This is a genomic window from Paraburkholderia metrosideri (assembly GCF_904848625.1).
Taxonomy (GTDB): domain Bacteria; phylum Pseudomonadota; class Gammaproteobacteria; order Burkholderiales; family Burkholderiaceae; genus Paraburkholderia; species Paraburkholderia metrosideri.
Genome location: NZ_CAJHCP010000012.1, coordinates 156,600 through 177,955 on the forward strand (window position 1 = coordinate 156,600; position 21,356 = coordinate 177,955).

Below are 21,356 nucleotides of genomic sequence, written 5' to 3' on the forward strand. Positions count from 1 at the left end.
CAGCTAACGTCTGGAGCCTTTGTTCAAGGCTCCGGGGCGATTGCTTAGTTGCCGAGGACGATGCCGATACCAGCGCGAACGATGGTGCTATTGCCGCCCGAGGAAGACACGCCAAGGTTGTAGTTGATCGTGCCCTTCTCGTTCCAGCGGGACACGCCCAGACCGACAGCCTGGAAGCCACGGTAGTTGGCGATACCTGCGTTCAACGTGGTGCGTCCCGGCAGATACGGCGTGACGACATTCAACGCCGACGCCGACGCGATACCCTTGGCAGCGCTGCGATCAACGTTGTTGATCTGGGCATTCATGTTGCCCATGGACTGCTGCAACTGGCCAAGGTTGACGGCGTCGGTTGCCTGCGTACCGTTCGCGACGTTGGTGAGCTGACGTTGCAGGTCAGCGGTACCCACTGAGACCGAGTTATCGCGATCCGTCGTGGAGCCGGCACCGAGCGCGACCGAATTGACATTCGGAGCCGTTGCGCCGTTGCCGAGCGCCACCGAGTTTGCACCTTGCGCCGACGCGCCCGAACCCATCGCGACCGCGTTGTCACCCGCCGTCACCGCGTTCTTGCCGATTGCAATCGACTCGACGCCGGTTGCCTTCGCGCCATTGCCCAGCGCGATCGAATCCGCGCCGGAAGCGACTGCGGCTACGCCGCCATCGGTGCCGGACGGCGTGCCGATGTTGACGTATGCGCCGCTCTCACCCAAGTCGCCATTGGCGATGTTGTTCACGCGGTCCTGGAGACTCGAAAACTGCCCGTACGTCACTGCGTCCGACGCCGTATCACCGTCTGCCAGATTCGACAGCTTGACCGGGCCGGTGGCGTCACCGCCTCCCAGCGTCACGCTGCTCTTCGATGCATCGTCGTAGGCAACGCCGTTTGCCGTGCCGCCATTGCCGTTGCCATTGCCATTGCCCGAACCACTTCCGCCGCCATGCTGGTCGACGTAGTCGGAGACATAGTTCTGCATCTGCCCGACGTTGACCGCATCAGTCAGAGCCGAACCCGCTGCGACGTTCTTCAACTGGGTCGGATCGACGCCATTACCGAAGGTCAGCGTGCGGCGGCCTGCATCGTCATAGGAGACGAGCGGGTTGGTCGCGTTGCCATCCGAATCGAAGCTGAGGCCAGCGGCCTTCAATTGCTTCAGGTTCACTGCTTCGTCGTCGGCCGTGGCGTCGGCTACGTTGGCGAGGGTGACCGGCTTCGTGGCATTGCTGCCGCCCAGCGTCAGCTTGTCGTGCTCGGACGTGTCGTACACCACACCATTGACGTCACCGTCGGTGCCGATCTTCGCGTTAAGCGCGTCGAGCGCGGAGTTCACGCCGGTGAAAGTCTGACCATCAAGTGTGTACGCCGGCGCGGTGAGCTTGCCGTCCGCCGTCACCTTCGAGTTGCCACCCATAGCGTCCGCCGCGCTGGCCATCGCGTTGTACAGCTGCGAACCATTGATTGCGTCCCTGCTGCCCGACGTAATCTGGCCCTGCGCGACGTTGGTCAGAATGACCGGCATGGATGCACCTGCGCCGCCGAACGTGACCTGCCCCTTCGACGCGTCGTCATACGCGACGAACGCGTTGGAGACCTTGCCGTCACTGCCGATGTTCGCGCCCATTGCCTTGAGCTGCTGAACGTTCACAGCGTCGTTGCTGGCTACGCCGTCTGCCACGTTCGACAACGTCACCGGCTTACTGGCCGTGCCCAACGTCAGCTTGTCGTGTGCCGGCGTGTCGTAGTTCACCGCTTCGGGCGACGATCCACCGCCGCTACCGTTGCCGTCCGCCGCCGCGACCAAGGCCGCGCCGATGTCGCTGAACGTCTTACCGCCCACCGTGTAGGTCGGCTTGGACACCTTGCCGTCCGCCCCTACCGTCGCATCGCCGCCCAGTGCCGCGGCCACGCTGCTAGCCGTGTTGTACAGCTGCGAACCGTTGATTGCGTCCTTGCTGCTGCCGCTCACCTGGCCCGCCGCAACGTTCGTCAGCGTCACTGGCACGCTTGCACCGATGCCGCCGAGCGTGACTTTGCCCTTGGTCGTATCGTCATAAGCGACGAACGCGTTGGACACCTTGCCGCTGCCGTCGACGGTCGCGCCCATCGCCTTGAGCTGATCAACGTTCACCGCGTCGTTACCGGCGACACCGGCTGCCACGTTCGACAACGTCACCGGCTTGCTGGCTGTGCCCAACGTCAGCTTGTCGTGCGCCGGCGTGTCGTAGTTCACCGCTTCAGGCGACGCTGCACCGCCATTACCGTCCGCTGCTGCAACCAGGGCTGAGCCAATGTCGCTGTAGGTCTTGCCGCCCACCGTGTAGGTCGGCTTGGACACCTTGCCGTCCGCGCCAACCGTCGCATCCCCGCCCAGTGCCGCGGCCACGCTGCTCGCCGTGTTGTACAACTGCGAACCGTTGACTGCGTCGGTGCTGGTTGACCCTACCGCGCCTGCTGCCACGTTCCTGAGCTTCACTGCCGGCGTCGGGTTAGTTGTTCCGCCAAGCGTCAACACGTCGTGTGCCGCCGTGTCATAGGAGACGCCGTCAAGCGAACCGCTGCCCGACAGGCTGCCAAGCATGTCTCGCACCTGACCCAGGTTCACCGCGTCGGTATTCTCGGTACCCACAGCGACATTGATAATCTGGCTCTGACGCGACTTGTTACCCACCGATACTGCGTTGGCACGATCAGCCACGGCTGCGTAACCAATCGCCACGCCGTTGGCTGCGCTCACCGAGGTATTCGAACCGAGCGCCAGACCGTTAGACGCACTCTGACCGACGAACGCGTTGTAACCGATCGACACACCGCCGGCAGCAGAGGTGCCGGAGTAAGCGCCCAAGGCCAGCGTGTTGAGCGCGGCGGCACGTGTGTTGTAGCCGATGGACACGGAGTTGTCCGACAGTGCCTGAACGCTTGCGCTTGCACCAATCGCAGTCGAGTTCACCGACAACGCACCCGCGCCCGCGCCGACTGCCGTGGAGTTGTTGCTGCCCGCACCAGCACGGCCGCCAATGGCAAGCGCGTTCTCGCCAATCGCCGAAGCCACCGGGCCGATTGCCATGGCATTGAGATCGTCCGAAGCGGTCGTGTTGCTACCGCCGGTCACCTTCGAGCTGACGGCAATAAAGCCCGTCACCGCCGACGCGCTCTGCATCATCGATTTGACGCCGCTAGTCGGTGCCGCGCCAGACAGTTGCGCTTGCAGCGCGTCCAACTGGGACATGGTGACCACGTCGTTCGGATCGATACCGTCGGCGACGTGGGTGATGCGTTTTTCTGCACCACGCGAACCCACCGACACCGTATTGTCTCCGTCCGCGATGGAGTTCACGCCAATCGCCACCGAGTTGAGGAAGGTCGCATTCGCGCCTGCACCGATTGCCAGCGCGTGGTCTCCGCTCGCCATCGCATTCCCGCCGATCGCGACTGACTCGACGCCGCTCGCCAATGCCGAGCCCGATTCCGACACCACCTTCACGTACTTCAGGTTGGTGGAGAAGTTCGTGTTGATCTGGTTGATCTGATCGCCAACCGTGCCCAACGCCGAGCCGATCTGGCCAATCTGACTATCCACCGCGTCCAGCGCCGAGCCGACGCTGCCGTAGGTCGTGCCCGACACGACATACGACGGTTTGGACAGCGTACCGTCAGCCACCGCTGCGCCGCCACCCAATGCGTCCGCGATCGAGTTCGCCGTGTTGTATAGCTGCCCACCGGTCACCGCGTCGCTGCTCGATTCGGCAACCTTGCCCTTGTCGAGATTCGTCAGCAGAACTGGCGTATTGGCGCCCAGACCGCCGAGCGTCAGCGCGCTCTTTTCCGGATTGTCGTAGGCGACGAAGCTATTCGTGACCGCACCATTTTCATCGACGTTTGCGCCCAGCGCCTGCAGCTGCGACAGGTTCACCGCGTCGGTACCCTTCGTACCACTGGCCACGTTGACGATCTGGCGTTCAGCGCCGAGCGCACCCACCGACACCGTATTAGCACGGTCGGCGACCGAGTTCGAACCCAGCGCCACCGCGTCGTCCGCCGATGCGTTCGCCGCGGCACCGATCGCCACCGCGTTGGCACCGGTTGCCGTCGAATCGTCGAGCGTCGAATTGGCGTGGAAATACTTGATGCCGGCACCGTCGGTCACGATGTTGTTGATCGTGTTGGTGACGTTCGCCACTTCGCCCTTGGCGTCCGCCAGATCGGCAGCGACATTGGCAACGTTCGCATTCGTTTCGAACAACTGGCCGCCCGTGACCGCGTCCTGGCTCGTCGCCGTGAGGTCGCCCGCTTTCAGGTTCGAGATCTTCGTGCCGTCCGCACCCTTCAGCGTGATCGCGCCAAGCGACGTGTCGTCGTACGCAACGAAGCTGTTCGTCACATTGCCGTCGGCATCGACACCCATGCCCATCTGCTTGAGCTGACCGACGTTGACAGCATCGTTATCTGCCACGCCATCCGCCACGTTCGCCAACGTAACCGGCTCGGATGCGTCCGTGCCACCCAGAGTCAACCTGGTGTGTTCGGGGTTGTCGTATTGCACAGCAGAGGCCGAACCCTCGGCAACCGACGCTGCGATAGCCGCGCCGACATCGCTAAAGGTCTGGCTGCCCACCGTGAAGCTCGGCTTACGGATCGTACCGTCCGGATTCACGCCCGCGCCGCCGCCGATCGCATCGGCCAGACTCGACAACTGGTTGACGTTGACCGCATCGGTGCCGGCAGTGCCGGCCGCCATGTTAATGATCTGGCTCTGACGCGACTTGTTACCCACCGACACAGCGTTGGCACGGTCAGCCAGTGCCGCATAACCGATCGCCACGCCATTGACCGCGCTAACCGACGTGTTCGAACCGAGCGCCAGACCGTTGGTACCAGCCTGACCGGCAAACGCGCCGTAACCAATCGCAACCGATCCGGCACTTGCAGCACCGGCGTTCGCACCCAGCGCCAACGTGTTGAATGCGCTAGCACGCGTGTTGTAGCCGATGGACACCGAATTGTCCGATAGTGCCTGCACGGTCGCACTTGCACCAATCGCGGTGGAATTCAGCGAGAGCGCACCAGCGCCTGCGCCGACTGCGGTGGAGTTATTGCTGGATGCCGCAGAACGGGCGCCCACGGAGAGTGCATTCTCCCCAATCGCCGTCGCCACCGGGCCGATCGCCATGGCATTCAGATCGTCTGACGCGGACGTGTTCGACCCGCCAGTCACCTGCGAACTCACTGCCATGTAACTGGTCACGGGGGCAGCCGCGCCCGCCAGCATCGACTTCACACCGCTGGACGGCTGCACGCCAGCCAGTTGAACCTGGAGCGCGTCGAGCTGCGCCATCGTGACCGCGTCGTTCGGATCGATACCGTCGGCGATGTGTGTAAGGCGCATTTCCGCGCCGCGGCTGCCGAACGAGACCGTATTCGCTGCGTCCGTCGTAGCGTTCACGCCGATTGCCGTCGAGTTCTCGAACGCTGCGGTTGCGCCCGTACCGATTGCCAGCGTGCGGGTGTTGGTCGCTCTCGCACCGCCGCCAACCGCTACCGATTCGTCGCCGCTTGCGAGTGCCGCGTTCAGCGTCGATACGACCTTGACGTACTTCGCTGCGCCGACCAGATCGCCCGCTGCGCCGTTGATCGCGCTCAGCGCGTCGCCCATATTGTCGTAGGTGGTGCCGCTAACCGTGTAGCCAGGTGCCGAAACCGTGCCATCCGGATTGACCGTCGAGCCGCCGCCGAGTGCCTTGGCCATGCTGTCGGCCGTGTTGTACAGCTGGCCGCCGTTCACTGCGTCCGTGCTGCCCGCCCCGACCTTGCCAGCGGCCACGTTTTTCAACGCAACCGGTGCAGAGGCGTCAAGATCGCCAAGCGTTAGCGAGTCGTGGGCGTCTGAGTCGTAGGCAACTGCGTTGACTGCCCCGGGACCACTACCGATCGAAGCATTGGAAATTGCCCGCTTCAACTGAGCGAGGTTAACCGCGTCGGTGTCTTGCGTCGCGCCCGCCACATTGGTGATCTGCCGCTCCGCACCGGCAGCGCCGACCGACACAGCATCCTCACGGTCCGCCAGCGAGTTCGAACCCAGTGCAACCGAGTTGTTCGCCGATGCAACGGACCCACCGCCGATCGAGACCGAGTCATCGCCCGCAGCCGACGAATCAGGCTGGTTCGAGTTCGCCGCGAAATAGTTTGCGCCACGCTCGAGGAACGCACCGACAGCGTAATTCACGTTGTCCGTCAGGTTGGCGAGGTTGGCATTCGTCTCGTACAGTTGCCCGCCGGTGACTGCGTCGGTGCTATTGGCCGACGAGATGTCGCCGGCTGCCACGTTGATGATCTGACGCTCTGCCCCACGTGCACCAACCGACACCGCGTTTTCGCGATCGGCCAGCGAACCCGAACCCAGCGCGACCGAGTTGTCTGCCGTTGCGACCGAGCCGCCGCCGATCGCCACCGTCTCATTGCCTTCCGCCGACGAATCGAGTTCATTCGAGTTGGCCGAGAAGTAGTTAGCACCCCGCATCAGGAAGCTGCCGACAGCGTAGTTCACCGAGTCCGAGAGTGCGGCCAGGTCTTCATTCGTCTGGAACAACTGCGCACCCGTGACTGCGTCGCTGCTCGCAAAAGAGACGTCGCCCTTCGCCACATTGGTCAGCGAGACCGGCTTCGTGCCTTCCACGCCGCCGAGTGTGACCTTGTCGCGGTCGGTAGAATCGTAGCCCACCACGAGCGGCGAGCCAGCCAGCCCGTTCTTCACGAGGTCGTTGACCGTGCTCTTCACGCCGTCGAGGTCGTCCGACACACTCGCGACGTTATCCGCCACGCCCGCCACTTTCTGGTTCGTCTCGTACAGCTGCCCGCCGTTGACAGCGTCGGTACTCCATTCGGACGACGCGTCGCCAGTCTTCACATTCGTGATCCTGGTGCCGTTCGTGCCCTTCAGCGTAATCATGTCCGCTGCCGGGCTGTCATAGCCGACGGGGTTATCGGCGATGATGCCGTTACCCGTACCGTTGACGCTCGCGATGGCGGCGTTCAGCTGATCGACGTTGACCGCGTCCGTACCGGCTGCGCCGGCAGTGACGTTGGTGATCTGTCTCGTGTACTGCGACTTGCCGTCTGCCGACAGGTAGCCCACCGACACGGAGTCGCTACGGCTTGCCACCGAGTTCGCGCCGAGTGCCACCGAATTGGTGACCAACGCGCGGGCGTTCGCGCCGAACGCTACCGAATTGGCACCGGTCGCTTTCGCGAATGCACCGGTCGCCACCGAGTTGGCACCCGTAGCCGCTGCGTCGGAAGACGGATCGGCCGAAGACGAGTTCGCCTTGAAATATCGGGTGTACTCATAAAGCTGGCCGCCGTTGACCGCGTCGCCGCTTCCGGACGTTACGCTGCCAGCCTGCAGATTGCCGATCTTGTAGCCATTCATGTTGACCTGGCCGATCATCGAAATGCCGCCCGAGCCTTGAATCAGGATCCGGCCGTCCGAATAACCGGCGACGCGAGCCGAAATCGAGCCGCTGTCGTAGCCCTCGGCACCCACAGGGTTACTCGAGTTGTTCAGCGAAAACGACAGGTTGCCGTTGGAGTCCGGAGCACAGTAAACGGCGCCGATAGCGTACCCCGCCGACCCGTAGGCAGACCCGAGCACGGTTGACGAACCGATCGGCGCCGCACACAACTCGAGACCGCCTGCACCCGGCCTGACCTGTGCCGCTGCCGAACCCGGCAACATCACCGCGCCGAGAGCCATGGCAATCGGGACGAAAGCAGCCTTGAGCGGAGTGGCCGGCCGGCTCGTCATGTCATTGCCCGACACGATCTCACGCGAGGAGATCGTCCCCGCACCACCGCCCGTTCGGGCGGTTTCGGGTGCAGCCACCCAGGTTCCGGATACGTCGTTCCAGATGCTGATATACGACTTGTTCATAAATTCCCTAAATAGAGGGCAAGCCCCGCTTGCAGTTCGATTTGAGAAATCGTGCGCACACGCTTCCCGCAAAAAAAACTGGCCGGCACCTAAAGGCTCGACCCAAAGTTTTTCACGCGTCGCAAATCTAACTGCCGGCTTTATCCCTAAACATCAGGGAATGCGGAAACCATGTAGGAAATGTCCGAACAATCGCCTGAGAAATCGTAGTCACGGGCTTTTACCGTGCCCAGCTTGGATTTGAGCGAATTCGTTAATCAGGTGAACTTTGCGCCAATTCCTGATTACCGTCGCCTGTTTGCAACAGAATTGCGTTGACGGAAACGAGGAAACTCGTGATAGAAGGTAAATGACTGATGGTCGGCGGATGCGGCCCGACAGCACCGGCGCTTACGTGCGCTCTCTTTTGCCCCTGCTTTAATTTCGCACCGCTCTTTTAACTCTGATAAGCGTGAGGAATTACGCCGTAGAGATTCGGACGTTTCCGTCGTTTGTAAGATAGATCCATTTCTATACTTCGCATCGACACTGTTGCTCGTGCGTTTTAGCAAGATTTTTTAAATTCCTATTTTTTGTCAAAACGTGACAAAACTGCACAGTTGTGTCCAGCAACCAATCTCTTACGTATTAGTTATCCAACAGAGCTTATGAAAATTTCACAAATTCGGCGCAAAAATAAGCAACTCGGTCAGGGCATGACGGAATACATCATTATCGTCGCGCTAATTGCCGTGTCCGCTATCGGTGTGTATTCGCTATTTGGTCAAACGCTGCGGAATCAGACTGCGGGTCTGGCCAAAGAAATGTCCGGTCAGGACGCCGCAACGAACATCTCGACGGCGCAAACCAACGCGACCAACGCAACGGACAACGCGAACAAGACAAAGAACATGGGTACGTATAACGACAGCAACAACGTCGGCGGCGGTGGCAATTAAGCTTCTCAACGTATCGCCATATCCATCATGAACCGCTCTGCCCGCAAGGGCAGGGCCAGGGTCGCCAGCGCTAGCGGGCAGGCGCTGGTCCCTGCACTGATGTTTCTTCTGGTTGGCTGCATAGGCCTCTATGTAGCGTTCAATTCCTTCCAGATGAGCAGCGCGAAGATCAAGCTTCAGAACACGGCCGACGCAGCTGCCTACAGCGCGGCCGTGCTGCAGGCGCGCGACTACAACTTCTCCGCCTATACGAACCGCGCGATGGTCGCCAATCAGGTCACGGCTGCCCAGGTGGTCGCGCTGAAGTCATGGATCGACGAACTCGACACCACTTACTCACCACCGGACCCCGATCCAAAAACTTCGCTCGAACTCGACAGGACGGTCAACGATTTCGCCGACAACCCGGCGCTGTGGACCGCCCCCAAACAGATCGGCAAGGCCGACATCGCGCCCGTGCGCGCAGCTTTAGATGCATTGCTGCCCACCGTGGCACGCAACATTGGCACATTGAACCGCGAACTGAGCGTGGCGCAGGCCAACTATCACGCGCAAATGATCACCGTCGTGCCCGATACGGCGGACGCCGTTGCGCAGATCAACCAGCCTGACACGCACGTGACGAGCGGCTATTTCACTGGCCCTCGCAATGCGGCTCAACTCGCAGCATGGGCCTCGTACACGGCGACTATCATTCCGAGCGCTCCGCCCCCTCCCGACGTCGTGGTTGCCCGAGACAACTTCGCCGACGTGGTGACGTCCCCGGGACCTGATGCAAGCACGTGTCCGCAAACCACCGGGCCGGATAGTCTCGACTGTTTCGTCAAGAATCGCGCGTCAATACGCAGTGTCGCGCCCAATTTCCAGCAACTGAACTCCACCGCCGACAAGATATGCGGTCCCAATAGCACGTTCACCATCACCGTGACGCACGACGGCGGCACGCAGCTTCGTAACGACAAAGCAGGCTGGCAATCCATCGACGCGAGTACCGCGCACCTGAAAGTCAGTTGTCTCGGACCGATCGAAGCGATTGCCGGCTATGGCGGCAGCAGCAACGGAAACATCACGAGTTTCATGAGCCGGCCGCCGTTTGCAGCATGGCAGGACTGGCAAGGCTACGGCGGCTGTTACAACTTCGGCTACCGGGCAAGCAGACCTCCCGGCCTCGGCCAGGATGTTCCGCTCAATCCCGGCCAGGGGGTGCCCGACGCAATGGCGAAAGCATTCTCGGTCGGCCCCGGCAATTCGCTCGATCCGCTGAACGGAGGATTGCTGCCTTATCAGGAAGTGGACGGCGTCCAGTTCGGTAACCGCGCGCCACGCATCACGATTGAAGTGACACGCAACGTCGACTCGCTGGTGAAAACCGAGCGCCTGAAGGGCGGTGGCCGGCTGCAGATCGACAACAACGGCGCGGGGGGCGTCATGCGCGCATTGTCGAGCGCGAGCGCCTACTTCGTGCGCCCGGATGAAACCGGGTCGAACAGTTCGATGTTAGGCAGGCTAATGAACGCCGACCAATGGGCTCGCGCCGATCATAAGACCGAATATCCGAACCTGTTCAGCCCGTATTGGCAGGCTTCCCTCGCACCCGTCAGTACCGATGAGCGTACGGCCGCCTGGGCAGGCCAGATTCCCGCCGCCTCGGAGGTAGCCGCGCAATGAAACCAGTCCGCGTAAAAGCCGGCACGCAAGCCGGCCAGGCGATGGTGGAATTCGTCGTCGCCATGACTGCGGTCATGGGCGTTCTGCTGCTCGCCATCGTCATGCTCGGCAAGTTCAACGACGTGCGTAACCGCGCGCTGATGAGCTCGCGCTACGTCGCGTGGGAACGCACGGTGTGGACCGACGGCGACATCAATAAAGCGCTCGCCAGCGACTCCGGCACGACCGAGGGCTGGTCGCGTGCATACGGCGACTCGGCGTTGTCCGTCAGCAAAACCGATGCCGAACTAAAAGATGAAGTGATGCAACGTGTGATTGTCAGCGACCGCGCGCTTCTGTCATCGGGCGATCGTAAAGACACCCAGCTTGCGGCCGTTCTGCCGGCCATGTGGAAAGACCACGGCGGCAATCCTTTGTTGGCGTCCGAAGCGGCCGTCACCGTGGGAACCGCTTCGAGCGCCGATCCCGACAGCAGTAACGACATGGGCGCCCTCGCCAGATGGTCCATTCCAACTGTCGACGTGGCGCCGTTCAAGACCCGGCTGAACCTGCCAACCCGCACGCTCCAATCGGGCTCCGTCAGCATTTCGGTCGGCCAGAACAACGAAGTACTCAAGCGACTCTGGCCCAAGGACAACTTACTGCCCGCATTCGGCGGCCTCACCTTTTCGGATACAAACGTGCTGATGACCAACACCTGGATGCCGGACGGTTCCGCTCGCAACAAGGCGCTGTTTAGCCAGGCCGTGGGCGCCGCCAACGCGACGGTGGTGCCGTCCGACCGATATCTCGGGATGAAAAAGTACGCCCCCGAAATTTCAACGCTCGAATTCGGCCGTGTGCGGCAAGACGTTGTACCACCCAACCGTTTGAGCCAATGAAACATCTCCATCATCTGACGCGCGCTGTCTGTCTTGCTGGTGCATTGGTCGGCGGCACTGGTCTGGCAGTGGCCGGCAGCGCATGCAACAGAGTGCCAGTGTCGCCACACAGCAGCGAGGCTATTGGTCGCGACATGATCGTGAACGGGGTGCCCACGTCGCTAGTCGGTATGCAGTTCGCCGGCACGACCAACGACGTGTCGAATGCTTTCCGGGAATTCTGGACCCGCGAGGACGTGCCCGCGAAAGGAAGAGCCGATTCATCAGGAATGCTGCTCAGCGCCCTGGATGGCGGCTGCCTCTATGTGCTCAGCATCCCGCGTCAACAGAATGCGGCCTACACACGCGGACTCATGAGTGTGATCCAACTCGGCACTGGCGAGGCCGATCACCGCATTCCAGCGTCCAGTATTCCGCTGCCGGAAGACAGCAAGGTTCTGTCGGACGTGGAAAGCCGCGACCCGGGCCAAACAGGACGCACATGGCTGCTCGATATGCCAGGGGAGCCGCGATGGAACGCGCAGCGTTACCGCAACAGCCTCGCCGCGCGAGGGTGGGTAAGCGTCGGCCATCAGCCGGACTACCAGTCCACGGGTAGCACGATTCAAGGCGCCGCGTTTGCCATGCAGCACGGCAGCGACAACCTCGATGTGAGTTTTTCGGGTCGCGGCGACGCGACCGTCGCGACCATTCATGCAACCAGGAGCCGTTGAGATGCAGCACCCTGGACGTTTCCGTTTATCCGCAACACGCCTTCAGCGGCAGCGTGGCCAAGCTTATGCGGAGTACCTCGTCGTCACCACGGCACTGATCGGCATTCTGCTGCTGGCCGCCGGTGACGACATTGCGCCGCTCGTCGCGCTCACCTCCGGCTTGAAGTCGTTTTTTAGCGCTTACAGCTTCACCCTCTCGCTTCCCTGACCGTCAGCGGTCGAAAGTCATGCTTAAGAAAATCAACCTCCGCTCGTTATTCACGAACTCATGGGTATTGCTATTCCTCGCTATTGTGGTGGCGGGCGGTCTCACGTTTCTTCTCTACAAGTACCTGAACGACCGCGAGAGCAAGCTCAAGGCCGACATCACAGCACGGAGCACCCGTAGTGGCGTCCAGGTCGTCGTACCGTCAAGCGACGCGCCTGTCGGCACGCCGTTGTCGAGCAGCGTGTTCGTCGCGCGTGAGATCCCGACCGACATGGTCTATGACGACATGATTCGTCCCGAGGATTTTCCGAAATACCGCGCTTCGCATCTCGTCAAACCGTTGCGCCGCGGCCTGCCATTACGTGCCGCCGACGTCGACGCACTAAGCGGCCGCGACTTTTCGGACATGCTGCCACCGGGACAACGCGCGCTGACGGTGGAAATCGACACGGTCAACTCGACGGCGCTGCTGCTGCGCCCCGGCAATCGGGTCGATCTGTACTGGCTCGGCAAGACATTCCACGAAGACCGCGCGTCTGACGACAGAAAAGTCGCGCAACTGCTGATGCCCGACGTGCTGGTCCTCGCGACCGGCCAGGATCTGCGTCCGCGCGACGCGGGCGAAGCCGGGCAGCAGGATCAAACGAACCCGAACAGCAGCGCGATGAGCCGGCAGCAAGGCGTCGGCTACAGCACAGTCACGCTGCAAGTGCCGGTAGAGGACGTGGCACGTATCGCGCTCGCGCAGAAGATTGGCGGCTTGCGCCTCATTTTGCGCAATTCCGGCGACAAGGGCAGCGAAGGGCCATCGCTCGTGCAGGAAAACGACGTGTTCATGGACCCCGCTCAAGGCTCAACGACATCCACCACGAATAGCACGGCTCCGTCACGCCAGGTGGTCGAACTCATTACAGGCGGCGGTGCGAATAACACGAGTCTGATCGTCAGCCCGGCCACATCGTCAACGTCTGCCCAAAACGCGCCAGCCGCCGGACAAGCTTCGGCCAACCCATTTCCGGGCGCAGCCGCTTCGCCACAGACTCAGCCGCAGCCGCAGCCGCAGCCGAGTCTCTATGAGCAGGCCAACGCCATCGCCCAACAATTGCAGAACGCCGTCGCGCCGAGCACGTCGCCGCAACTACAGTAGCGAGTCCATGTTTCACACCATGAAAGTCAAACACAACCCGGCGCGACTGCGTCAACGGATTCTGCTGTCCGTCCTTATCGGCATGCTGCTATGCGAGGCCGCTCCGGCCGCACTCGCTCAGGCCGCCTATCCCACAGCAACCGCCAACGCGTCCGACAGCGCTCGCGTGCTGGAAATGTTTCGCGGCGAGGTCCGTATCCTGCCGATTCACGGCACGATCAAGCGGATCGCCATCGGCAACGGCAAGCTGCTGACTGCGAATGTCGTCGACGGCAGCCTGATGCTGCTGGGCGAGCATGACGGCATTACGTCCCTCGTCGTCTGGACGGAGAAAGGTATCGCGCTGCAAACCACGGTTCGCATTGCCAGGTCGGAAGTGAATGCGTCACTGCAACAGTTGCGCGCGGTGCTGAAGCCCGTCACCGGGCTCCAGATCGATGCAATCGGCTCGAACATCGTGTTGTCCGGTGTCGTGCATAGCGACATGCTGCCGATCATCAAGTCTGCCACGCAAGACATGCCGAATGTCATCGACACCACCAAAGCCGATGAAGGCGAGGCGCTCAGAAAGACCGTGCACTTCAAGGTGCAGATCATGGAGGTCACGCGCACTGCCCAAAAACAACTTGGCATTGCGTGGGACAGCACGTTCAATGGGCCGCAGATAGGCGGCGCGATCAGCGCCGCGACCGGCGCAGCAACGGCCGCGACAGCGGGCACCAGTTACTTCCTCGCGGGTATCGCGTCGAACATCACGTCGCGTATCAATTTTGCCGTTGCCAATGGCGACGCATTCGTGCTCGCCACGCCCGAGCTGAATACGAAGAGCGGCGGCACCGCGAGTTTCCTGGCTGGTGGCCAGATTCCGATTCCGCAAGCGGGTGCGCTTGGTACAACCAATGTCCAGTACAAGGACTACGGGATCAAACTGAACATCGTCCCCGTGGTCGACGCGAATAACATCATTTCCGCGCATCTGACTACCGAGATCAGTCAGATCGATCCGTCCGTCACCTATGGCGGCATGCCCGGTTTCCTGACCCGCAACACGAGTTCCGATATTTCGATGCGCGCGGGCGAGACCCTCGCGATCTCCGGCCTCGTCAGCGCCGACGCCGCCAACGACAGTAACGGCATGCCATTTCTCGGGAAGTTGCCGATCATCGGTCAGCTGTTCCGGTCGGACAGCTTCCGCGCGAAGAAGAGCGATCTGGTGATCTTCGTGACGCCGGTCATCTCCGATCCGTCGCTCGACCCGAATACGGGCTTGCTGGCACGCGCCAACCGGATCGACGAAAGCTTCCGCAACGAATACGGCAACCCGAGCCCGCTTCTGTCGGACGAAGAAAAGGCGAAACGCACGGTGGCGCCGCGTCAGCCTATCGAAGCGACGCCGGCACTGCTTCCCGCACCTATTCGCAGTACGCCCGCGGTGGCGGAATCGTCGACACACGTTCCGCAGCACGATCAACCGGAAGCGCCCGTATCAGGGGCCGCCGCGGGGTCTGCTCCTGCGCATGAACAAGTGGCGCAAGCAGTGCAAGCCGTGCAAGCGGGCCAGGCGACCGACCCCACCGCAACGCCTGCTGTGCCGCAGCCGCCACCCGCGAGCACGCCGCCGCCAGGTGTCGCCGAGGCGCTTCGTCTGCTCAACACCGCGCAACCTCCTGCTCCATCCGGCATGCCGGTCGACCCCGCGCAATCAGCCTTGAACGGCAAGGTACCCGCGCAGCAAGTCGGCGTGCTCGGCAGTTCGGCTAACTGACCGGCTCTCGCCAAGGAACACATGCTCAATCTTCAGATACATGCGCGCAATACGCCGATGCAGGCATTCCAGATCGAACACGGTTGTACGATCGGCAAGAGCGCGAGTTGCGATATCGTCGTCAAGGGAATGCTGGTTGGCAAGGTGCAGGCGCGCATTGTGAGAGAAAACAGCGCCTACTACGTGGAAGACCAGGGCGGCATTACGGCAACGCTCGTCAATGGTTCGCCGATCACGCGCTATGGGCCGCTGAACGAAGCGGATCAGATCGAAGTCGGCACGACGACGATCAAGATCCAGCGTGCCGCGTCTGCGCAGCAGGCGGCACAAGCGCCGGTAGGCATGCCCGCTGACGTCAACCCTGCATCGCCCACTCAGCCAGACACCGAACATGTCGGGCTGCAGGCTGCCAATGCTGCTCAGCCAAGCACGTCGCAGGCACACACGAACGTCGCGGCCGCTCCGGCGACGGCATCTGCGTCGAGCGGGGCGTCATACCCGGTCACGACCGAATCCACCGCCGCAGTCGCGGCTCAACAGCCGCGTGCGCCACAGCCCTCCATACCCACTCAGACCGCACCGGCAACCGAAGCCCCGTTGCGCGTCAACACCTCGCACGCGAAGCGGACAGCCGCCGCCGAGTTGACCGTTGCGCCGATCAACAGCCCGCGTGGCATCGAACTGCGCAAGCAGGCTCACATGAAAGTGATCTCGGCACTCGACCTGCGCCGTCTGAACGTCGCGCGGATGGAAGACGACGAGTTGCGCAAGACCGTCAGCGCCGCGCTTGACGACATCCTGGATCACGACCGCGCGTTCAGCTCGACGGACATCCCGCTCGAAACGCTGAAAAAAAGCGTGTTCGACGAAATCATCGGGCTGGGGCCGCTCGAAGAACTGATCGCCGACCCGACCGTGTCGGAAATCATGGTCAATTGTCACAACGAGATTTTTGTCGAGCAGTACGGGCGGCTCACCCGCTCGCCGGTCATCTTCACCGACGACCGCGCGGTGCTCGGCGCAATCGAGCGGATCGTCGCGCCGATTGGGCGACGCATCGACGAAAGCTCGCCGATGGTCGATGCACGTCTGGCCGACGGCTCGCGTGTGAACGCCGTGATTCCACCACTCGCGCTGAAAGGCCCCAGCATCACGATCCGGAAATTCTCGCGGCAAAAGCTCGAAGGCGAGGATCTGATCCGCTTCGGCTCGATGTCGCCAGACATGCTCGAGTTTCTGCATACCGCCGTCGAGCAGGGAGCCAACATCATCATCTCCGGGGGCACCGGCTCGGGTAAAACCACCTTGCTGAACGTGCTGTCGAACTACATTCCCGACGACGAACGCATCGTCACTGTCGAAGACGCGGCGGAACTGCAACTGTCGCAGCCCAACCTCGTGTCGCTCGAAGCGCGGCCCGCGAACATGGAAGGCAAAGGCGCGGTCCACATCCGCGATCTGGTGAAAAACTGCTTGCGGATGCGCCCTGACCGGATCGTGATCGGCGAATGCCGTGGCGGCGAAGCGCTCGACATGCTGCAGGCAATGAACACGGGCCACGACGGTTCGCTGACCACTGCCCACGCCAACACGCCGCGCGACTGTATCGCGCGTCTCGAAGTGATGACGCTGATGGCCGGGCTCGAACTGCCGGTGCAGGCGATTCGCGAACAGATCTGCTCGGCCGTCGACATCATCGTGCAGCAGTCGCGCTTTTCGTGCGGCTCCCGCCGAGTGACGCACGTGACCGAAGTGAGCGGGATGGAATCCGGCGTGATCACGCTGCAAGACGTGTTCGTTTTCAAGGAAGAAGGTTTCGGCGAGAACGGCAAGATTCAGGGCAAGTTCGTGCCCACTGCCTATATCCCCGATTTCTATCAGGAGTTGATTCGCCGCCGCATTCCGGTGAATACCGATATTTTTACGCGGATCGAGTGAGAGGCCGGCTATGAGTCTTCCCATTATTCTCGCGTTGACGTTCGTCGGCTGCCTCGCGTTGACGTTCCTGGTGTCGCGCATGGGCACATCCACGTTGCGGGCCGGTTCGCGGCAGATGGCAGGAGAAATCGAATCGTCGCTGGCCGACGCGTTCGTGTTCGTGAACCGGCAGAAAGCGGCCGCGTGGAGCATGGCGTTGATGATTGGCTTGCCGATCGCAGTCTTTTTACTGACCCGCAGCATTCTGATTGCACTGGCGTCGGTGCCGATCGCGTTGATGGTGCCGAAAAAATACATCACCCGGATGCGTCAGAAGCGAATTGAAACGCTCGAAAAGCAACTCCCCGACGCACTGCTGATGATGTCCGGCGCGCTGCGCGCAGGCGCCAGTTTTCCGACCGCGCTGGAAGCCGTGGTGCAGGAAACCGCCGCACCGATCTCGCAGGAATTCGATCTGCTCATGCGCGAGATCCGTATGGGCATCGACATGGACATCGCAATGCGCAACGTCGAAAAGCGCATCCCGATTCCCGACTTTCTGATGATGACGGCCGCCGTCACGATCGCGCGCGAAGTCGGCGGCAACCTCGCGGAAGCGCTGGAGTCCGTCGCCCGCACCTTGCGCGAGAAATTGCAGATGGAAGGCAAGATCAAGGCGCTGACATCGCAAGGCCGCATGCAAGGCATTGTGATGACCTGTCTGCCGCTGCTGCTGATGCTCGTGTTGCGTTTTATGGAACCGAAGGCGATGGCACCGCTGTTCAACGAGCCAGTCGGCTGGGGCACGCTCGCGGTCATCGGCGTGATGGAGTTCCTCGGCTATCTGTCGATCAAGAAGATCACCAACATCGACGTGTGACCCTATGCTGCTATTCATTGCTTTTGCTGTAAGCGTCGGCCTGATCGTGGTAATCGGCATCGGCTACACGTCGATACGCGGGCTGTCCGGCGCGGTGCCACAGGAGAATCGCCTGTTCCTCGACCCGCTGCCGGCATCCCTGCGACCGCTGTGGCCGCTCGTCAATTTCGTGGTCCACCATTTCGGCGACAGATTCAGCACGAAGCTGGTCGAAAGAACCGACCTGCAACTGCGGCTGACGTCGCTGACGTTCCTGATGAACGCGCGGCAGTTCATTGCGCTGTCCGTCATCGGCGCGGTCATGGTGGCGCTGATCGCGCTGCTGCTGATGCTCTCGCTCGGCCTGTTTTCCGTGCTGGTACTCATCGGCGCAGCGATCCTCGGCTACTTCTATCCGCGTATCTGGACGCGCGATGTGCGGCGCCGCCGCATCGGGCAAATCCTCAAGCATCTGCCGATCTATCTCGACTTTCTCACGCTCGCGGTCGAAGCCGGACTGAACATCAACGGGGCGCTTCAGAAGGCCATTGAAAAAGGGCCGCCAGGGCCATTACGGTGGGAGCTGGAACATGTGCTGCGCGATCTCAAGTCGGGGCTGAACCGGACTGAAGCGCTGCGTCGTCTGGATGACCGGCTGCGCATCAAGGAGGTGACAAATCTGGTCGGCGCGGTGGTACAGGCTGAACGGATGGGCTCGGGTCTCGCGAAGTCGCTGCGGTTTCAATCTGAACAGCGCCGTTCCGAACGCTTTCAACGCGCAGAAAAACAGGCGATGGAAGCACCTGTAAAACTGGTTTTTCCGCTGCTCGTGTTCATCTTTCCCGTCACGTTTATCGTGCTGGGGTTTCCGATCGTGATGAAATTCGTTCAGGAGGGTCTGTTGTGAAACTGGCTCGCCTTCAGGTTCGCGGAGAGCAGCCCGGCGTCGCGGTATCGATGACGGAAACCGCGCGGGAACGGCTGCGCGGTCTGCTGGGCCGCGACCATCTCCCAGCCGGCGAAGCGCTATTGCTCAAACGCTGCGGATCCGTACACACGTTCGGCATGCGCTTTGCGATCGACGTGGTGTTTCTCGACCGGTTCGAGCGTGCCGTTGCCGTTCATCACGACGTGGGTAAGCGGCGCATGTTGTTCAACTTTCGCGCGGCTCACACTCTGGAAATGTCTGCGGGCGCTGCGCGCAAACTAGGCCTGGTTGTCGGCGACCAGCTTCGCTTCGAGGCAGCGCCGTGAACCGTTCTTCTGGTTTCAAATCGCCACGCCGGCGGTCATCGCCGCGTCGCAGTGGATGGGCTCACCGCGTACGCAAACTCCGCCAAGCCGGTCAATCGATGACGGAATTCATCATCATCGCGCCGGTATTGCTGTTCGTGTGCTTCGGCACACTGCAGTTCGTCCTGCTCTATCAGGCGAAATCCACACTCGACGTGGCCGTGCTGGAAGCCGCGCGCGAGGGGGCGGTCAACCACGGTTCGATGCAGGCAATGCGCAATGGCCTCGCGCGCGGGATCGCGCCGCTTTACGCGCGTCAGGCGAGCGCTGAGGGCGCCGCTAACGCGCTCGCGAAGGCGCAAGTCGATGCCACCCAGTTCAGCATCATCACGGTTCTCAATCCCTCGTCGACGGCCATGAGGGACTACGCCCGCCCCCGTTACTACGCAGACGAGCAGGTCGCCTATACCGAGATTCCCAACGATTCGCTGATGTATCGCGATCCCTCTGTACCGACGGACGGCCAATCGGATCCCAACGATCCACACGTCAATATTCAGGATGCCAATCTTCTGAAAATTCATGTGCACTATTGCTACGACATGTATGTTCCGCTGGCCAACAAGGCGATTTACTACGCGACCAATGTGATCGGCATTATCGGCAGCGGCGGTATTTTGACGCGTGAACCGGCCGAGGTCGATCGGGACCCGTATGGCTCGCCGAAGAATGGCGACGAGCTATGCAAGATCCAACTCAAGGACGGTATCGAAACAGGCCGCTGGCCGATTTCAATCGATTCGGAAGCAATCGTGCGCATGCAATCGCCGTTCAGGCCAGCGGCGTTGACCGACTCACCGAACCCCATCGGCAACTGATGACACGTCGTGGCCAGCCGAGGTTTCCATGGCGCGGCGTGCATCGGCATTGCCCGAGCCGATTGTTGGTGGCGGGCGGCCTGATCGCGGCGAGTATCTGCCTGCCGTATAGCGCGCAAGCCACCGAGCGCATGACTGTGCGCGCCTACCCCAAATCAGATGTGGTGATGATGATCGGCGGCATGGCGAACGACAACAGCGTGCAATCGGCGCAAGCCGTGTCGGCGGAAAACATCAGCCCGTCTGACGACGCCAGTCGTCTCTCGGTCGTCATCCAGCCAGGACGCCGCTCGCTGCTCACCAATGCGATCCAGCAAACCTCCGAATCGATTGCGTCACGTGTCATGGCGCTCTCGCCGGTCATCAACGAAGCCGCGCACGTCGCCGATGTCGACAGTGCTCTGCTGATGGCAGTGATCGATGTGGAATCCGGTGGTAATCCGCGAGCGGTATCGCCGAAGGGCGCAACCGGTTTGATGCAATTAATGCCGGGCACGGGAGAGCAGCACGGCGCGTCCAATCTGTTCGATCCCCGCCAGAATGTCGCTGCTGGCGCACGTTATCTGAAAGCGCTCACGCGGCAATTCGGCGAGCTTTCGCTCGTGCTCGCGGCCTACAACGCCGGCGAAGGCGCCGTGCAAAAGTATGGCGGACAGATTCCGCCGTACGCGGAGACGATGCGCTATGTACCCAAAGTCATCGCCCGATACAACTGGTACCGAGCGATAACTGCTGGCGGCGGAGCATCAATACAGGAAGGAAAGGAGAGCGCGACGGGGCGGCTGCTGCTGATCGGCTCGGGCGCCGACTATTGACGACGATGCAACGTGGTCAAGGTTGAACTGAAACGCCCAAAGCCAACTTGACCGATATTTCGAACTCGGTCACCGCCCCCACCACTTGCGATAAAAGTGCACTGACCAGGACATCCTGCCGGGCACGCGCAGCCGCTTCCAGTTCATTGATCAGCGTGACGAGATTGTCGCATTCGAGCATACGGGCTGATCCCGCCAGTCGATGCGCAGCGTTAGCGGCGAGATCCCAGGCCTTGGCGTCGACACTGTCGCGCAACAGAACAAGCGTCGTGCGGTTAGTTTCAACGATCATCTCGAGCAACCGGCGTGCGACCCTCAGATCGCCACCGGCCAGTTCCGCGGCGATGGCAAGGAACGGGCTTGCCCCATCGGAGCACAGGGAACGGTTCATTGCGTCACTGTCCTCGCG

At 61.6% G+C, this 21,356-nt stretch carries 15 protein-coding genes; 13 read left to right on the top strand and 2 right to left on the bottom strand.

The window, feature by feature from the left end; genetic code table 11:
- Positions 1-44 precede the first annotated feature (44 nt).
- Positions 45-7,925 carry a YadA-like family protein gene (locus LMG28727_RS25600; RefSeq protein WP_201645095.1) on the bottom strand — a complete coding sequence of 2,627 codons (7,881 nt, stop codon included), beginning with the start codon at positions 7,923-7,925 and terminating at the stop codon, positions 45-47.
- A 647-nt stretch (positions 7,926-8,572) separates the two neighbouring features.
- On the opposite strand from LMG28727_RS25600, the gene LMG28727_RS25605 reads away from it, so the two are divergent.
- The 13 genes from LMG28727_RS25605 to LMG28727_RS25665 all read left to right on the top strand — a co-directional run bounded on the left by LMG28727_RS25605 (position 8,573) and on the right by LMG28727_RS25665 (position 20,947).
- Positions 8,573-8,863: a Flp family type IVb pilin gene (locus LMG28727_RS25605; RefSeq protein ID WP_201645096.1), complete on the top strand. Its 291-nt coding sequence runs from the start codon at positions 8,573-8,575 to the stop codon at positions 8,861-8,863.
- A gap of 27 nt (positions 8,864-8,890) precedes the next feature.
- Entirely contained in the window at positions 8,891-10,531 is a 1,641-nt protein-coding gene (locus LMG28727_RS25610; RefSeq protein WP_201645097.1) for a pilus assembly protein TadG-related protein, read from the top strand.
- Positions 10,532-10,572: 41 nt separating this feature from the next.
- A complete protein-coding gene (locus tag LMG28727_RS25615) occupies positions 10,573-11,412 on the top strand; it encodes a hypothetical protein (protein WP_236592338.1) in 840 nt (279 codons plus the stop codon).
- Positions 11,409-12,125, top strand: a complete 717-nt coding sequence (locus tag LMG28727_RS25620) for a hypothetical protein (RefSeq protein WP_201645099.1) — start codon at positions 11,409-11,411, stop codon at positions 12,123-12,125. The genes LMG28727_RS25615 and LMG28727_RS25620 overlap by 4 nt, the downstream gene beginning before the upstream one ends.
- 1 nt (position 12,126) lies before the next feature.
- Positions 12,127-12,333, top strand: a complete 207-nt coding sequence (locus tag LMG28727_RS25625; RefSeq protein WP_201645100.1) for a hypothetical protein — start codon at positions 12,127-12,129, stop codon at positions 12,331-12,333.
- Positions 12,334-12,352: 19 nt separating this feature from the next.
- Positions 12,353-13,480, top strand: coding sequence for a Flp pilus assembly protein CpaB (cpaB, locus tag LMG28727_RS25630; RefSeq protein ID WP_201645101.1), 1,128 nt, complete (start codon positions 12,353-12,355; stop codon positions 13,478-13,480).
- Positions 13,481-13,499: 19 nt separating this feature from the next.
- Positions 13,500-15,245: a type II and III secretion system protein family protein gene (locus LMG28727_RS25635; RefSeq protein ID WP_201645102.1), complete on the top strand. Its 1,746-nt coding sequence runs from the start codon at positions 13,500-13,502 to the stop codon at positions 15,243-15,245.
- A gap of 21 nt (positions 15,246-15,266) precedes the next feature.
- Positions 15,267-17,183 carry an ATPase, T2SS/T4P/T4SS family gene (locus LMG28727_RS25640; RefSeq protein ID WP_201645103.1) on the top strand — a complete coding sequence of 639 codons (1,917 nt, stop codon included), beginning with the start codon at positions 15,267-15,269 and terminating at the stop codon, positions 17,181-17,183.
- Positions 17,184-17,193: 10 nt separating this feature from the next.
- A complete protein-coding gene (locus LMG28727_RS25645) occupies positions 17,194-18,042 on the top strand; it encodes a type II secretion system F family protein (RefSeq protein ID WP_201645104.1) in 849 nt (282 codons plus the stop codon).
- A 4-nt stretch (positions 18,043-18,046) separates the two neighbouring features.
- Entirely contained in the window at positions 18,047-18,928 is an 882-nt protein-coding gene (locus LMG28727_RS25650) for a type II secretion system F family protein (protein WP_201645105.1), read from the top strand.
- Positions 18,925-19,275: a DUF192 domain-containing protein gene (locus tag LMG28727_RS25655; protein ID WP_236592340.1), complete on the top strand. Its 351-nt coding sequence runs from the start codon at positions 18,925-18,927 to the stop codon at positions 19,273-19,275. The genes LMG28727_RS25650 and LMG28727_RS25655 overlap by 4 nt, the downstream gene beginning before the upstream one ends.
- Before the next feature lie 98 nt (positions 19,276-19,373).
- Positions 19,374-20,132, top strand: a complete 759-nt coding sequence (locus LMG28727_RS25660) for a TadE family protein (RefSeq protein ID WP_201645106.1) — start codon at positions 19,374-19,376, stop codon at positions 20,130-20,132.
- Positions 20,132-20,947, top strand: coding sequence for a lytic transglycosylase domain-containing protein (locus tag LMG28727_RS25665; protein WP_236592342.1), 816 nt, complete (start codon positions 20,132-20,134; stop codon positions 20,945-20,947). Before LMG28727_RS25660 ends, LMG28727_RS25665 begins: the two co-directional genes overlap by 1 nt.
- Before the next feature lie 16 nt (positions 20,948-20,963).
- Here LMG28727_RS25665 and LMG28727_RS25670 read toward each other — a convergent pair whose 3' ends face one another.
- Positions 20,964-21,338 (bottom strand): Hpt domain-containing protein, encoded by a 375-nt coding sequence (locus tag LMG28727_RS25670; protein ID WP_201645107.1) that lies wholly within the window; start codon positions 21,336-21,338, stop codon positions 20,964-20,966.
- Positions 21,339-21,356: the final 18 nt, after the last annotated feature.

Coding starts and splice junctions, on each gene's coding strand:
- LMG28727_RS25605 (WP_201645096.1), top strand. CDS start 8,573: ATGAAAATTTCACAAATTCGGCGCAAAAATAAGCAACTCGGTCAGGGC.
- cpaB (WP_201645101.1), top strand. CDS start 12,353: ATGCTTAAGAAAATCAACCTCCGCTCGTTATTCACGAACTCATGGGTA.
- LMG28727_RS25650 (WP_201645105.1), top strand. CDS start 18,047: ATGCTGCTATTCATTGCTTTTGCTGTAAGCGTCGGCCTGATCGTGGTA.
- LMG28727_RS25660 (WP_201645106.1), top strand. CDS start 19,374: ATGACGGAATTCATCATCATCGCGCCGGTATTGCTGTTCGTGTGCTTC.
- LMG28727_RS25635 (WP_201645102.1), top strand. CDS start 13,500: ATGAAAGTCAAACACAACCCGGCGCGACTGCGTCAACGGATTCTGCTG.
- LMG28727_RS25640 (WP_201645103.1), top strand. CDS start 15,267: ATGCTCAATCTTCAGATACATGCGCGCAATACGCCGATGCAGGCATTC.
- LMG28727_RS25645 (WP_201645104.1), top strand. CDS start 17,194: ATGAGTCTTCCCATTATTCTCGCGTTGACGTTCGTCGGCTGCCTCGCG.
- LMG28727_RS25615 (WP_236592338.1), top strand. CDS start 10,573: ATGGTGGAATTCGTCGTCGCCATGACTGCGGTCATGGGCGTTCTGCTG.
- LMG28727_RS25610 (WP_201645097.1), top strand. CDS start 8,891: ATGAACCGCTCTGCCCGCAAGGGCAGGGCCAGGGTCGCCAGCGCTAGC.
- LMG28727_RS25625 (WP_201645100.1), top strand. CDS start 12,127: ATGCAGCACCCTGGACGTTTCCGTTTATCCGCAACACGCCTTCAGCGG.
- LMG28727_RS25600 (WP_201645095.1), bottom strand. CDS start 7,925: ATGAACAAGTCGTATATCAGCATCTGGAACGACGTATCCGGAACCTGG.
- LMG28727_RS25665 (WP_236592342.1), top strand. CDS start 20,132: ATGACACGTCGTGGCCAGCCGAGGTTTCCATGGCGCGGCGTGCATCGG.
- LMG28727_RS25620 (WP_201645099.1), top strand. CDS start 11,409: ATGAAACATCTCCATCATCTGACGCGCGCTGTCTGTCTTGCTGGTGCA.
- LMG28727_RS25670 (WP_201645107.1), bottom strand. CDS start 21,338: ATGAACCGTTCCCTGTGCTCCGATGGGGCAAGCCCGTTCCTTGCCATC.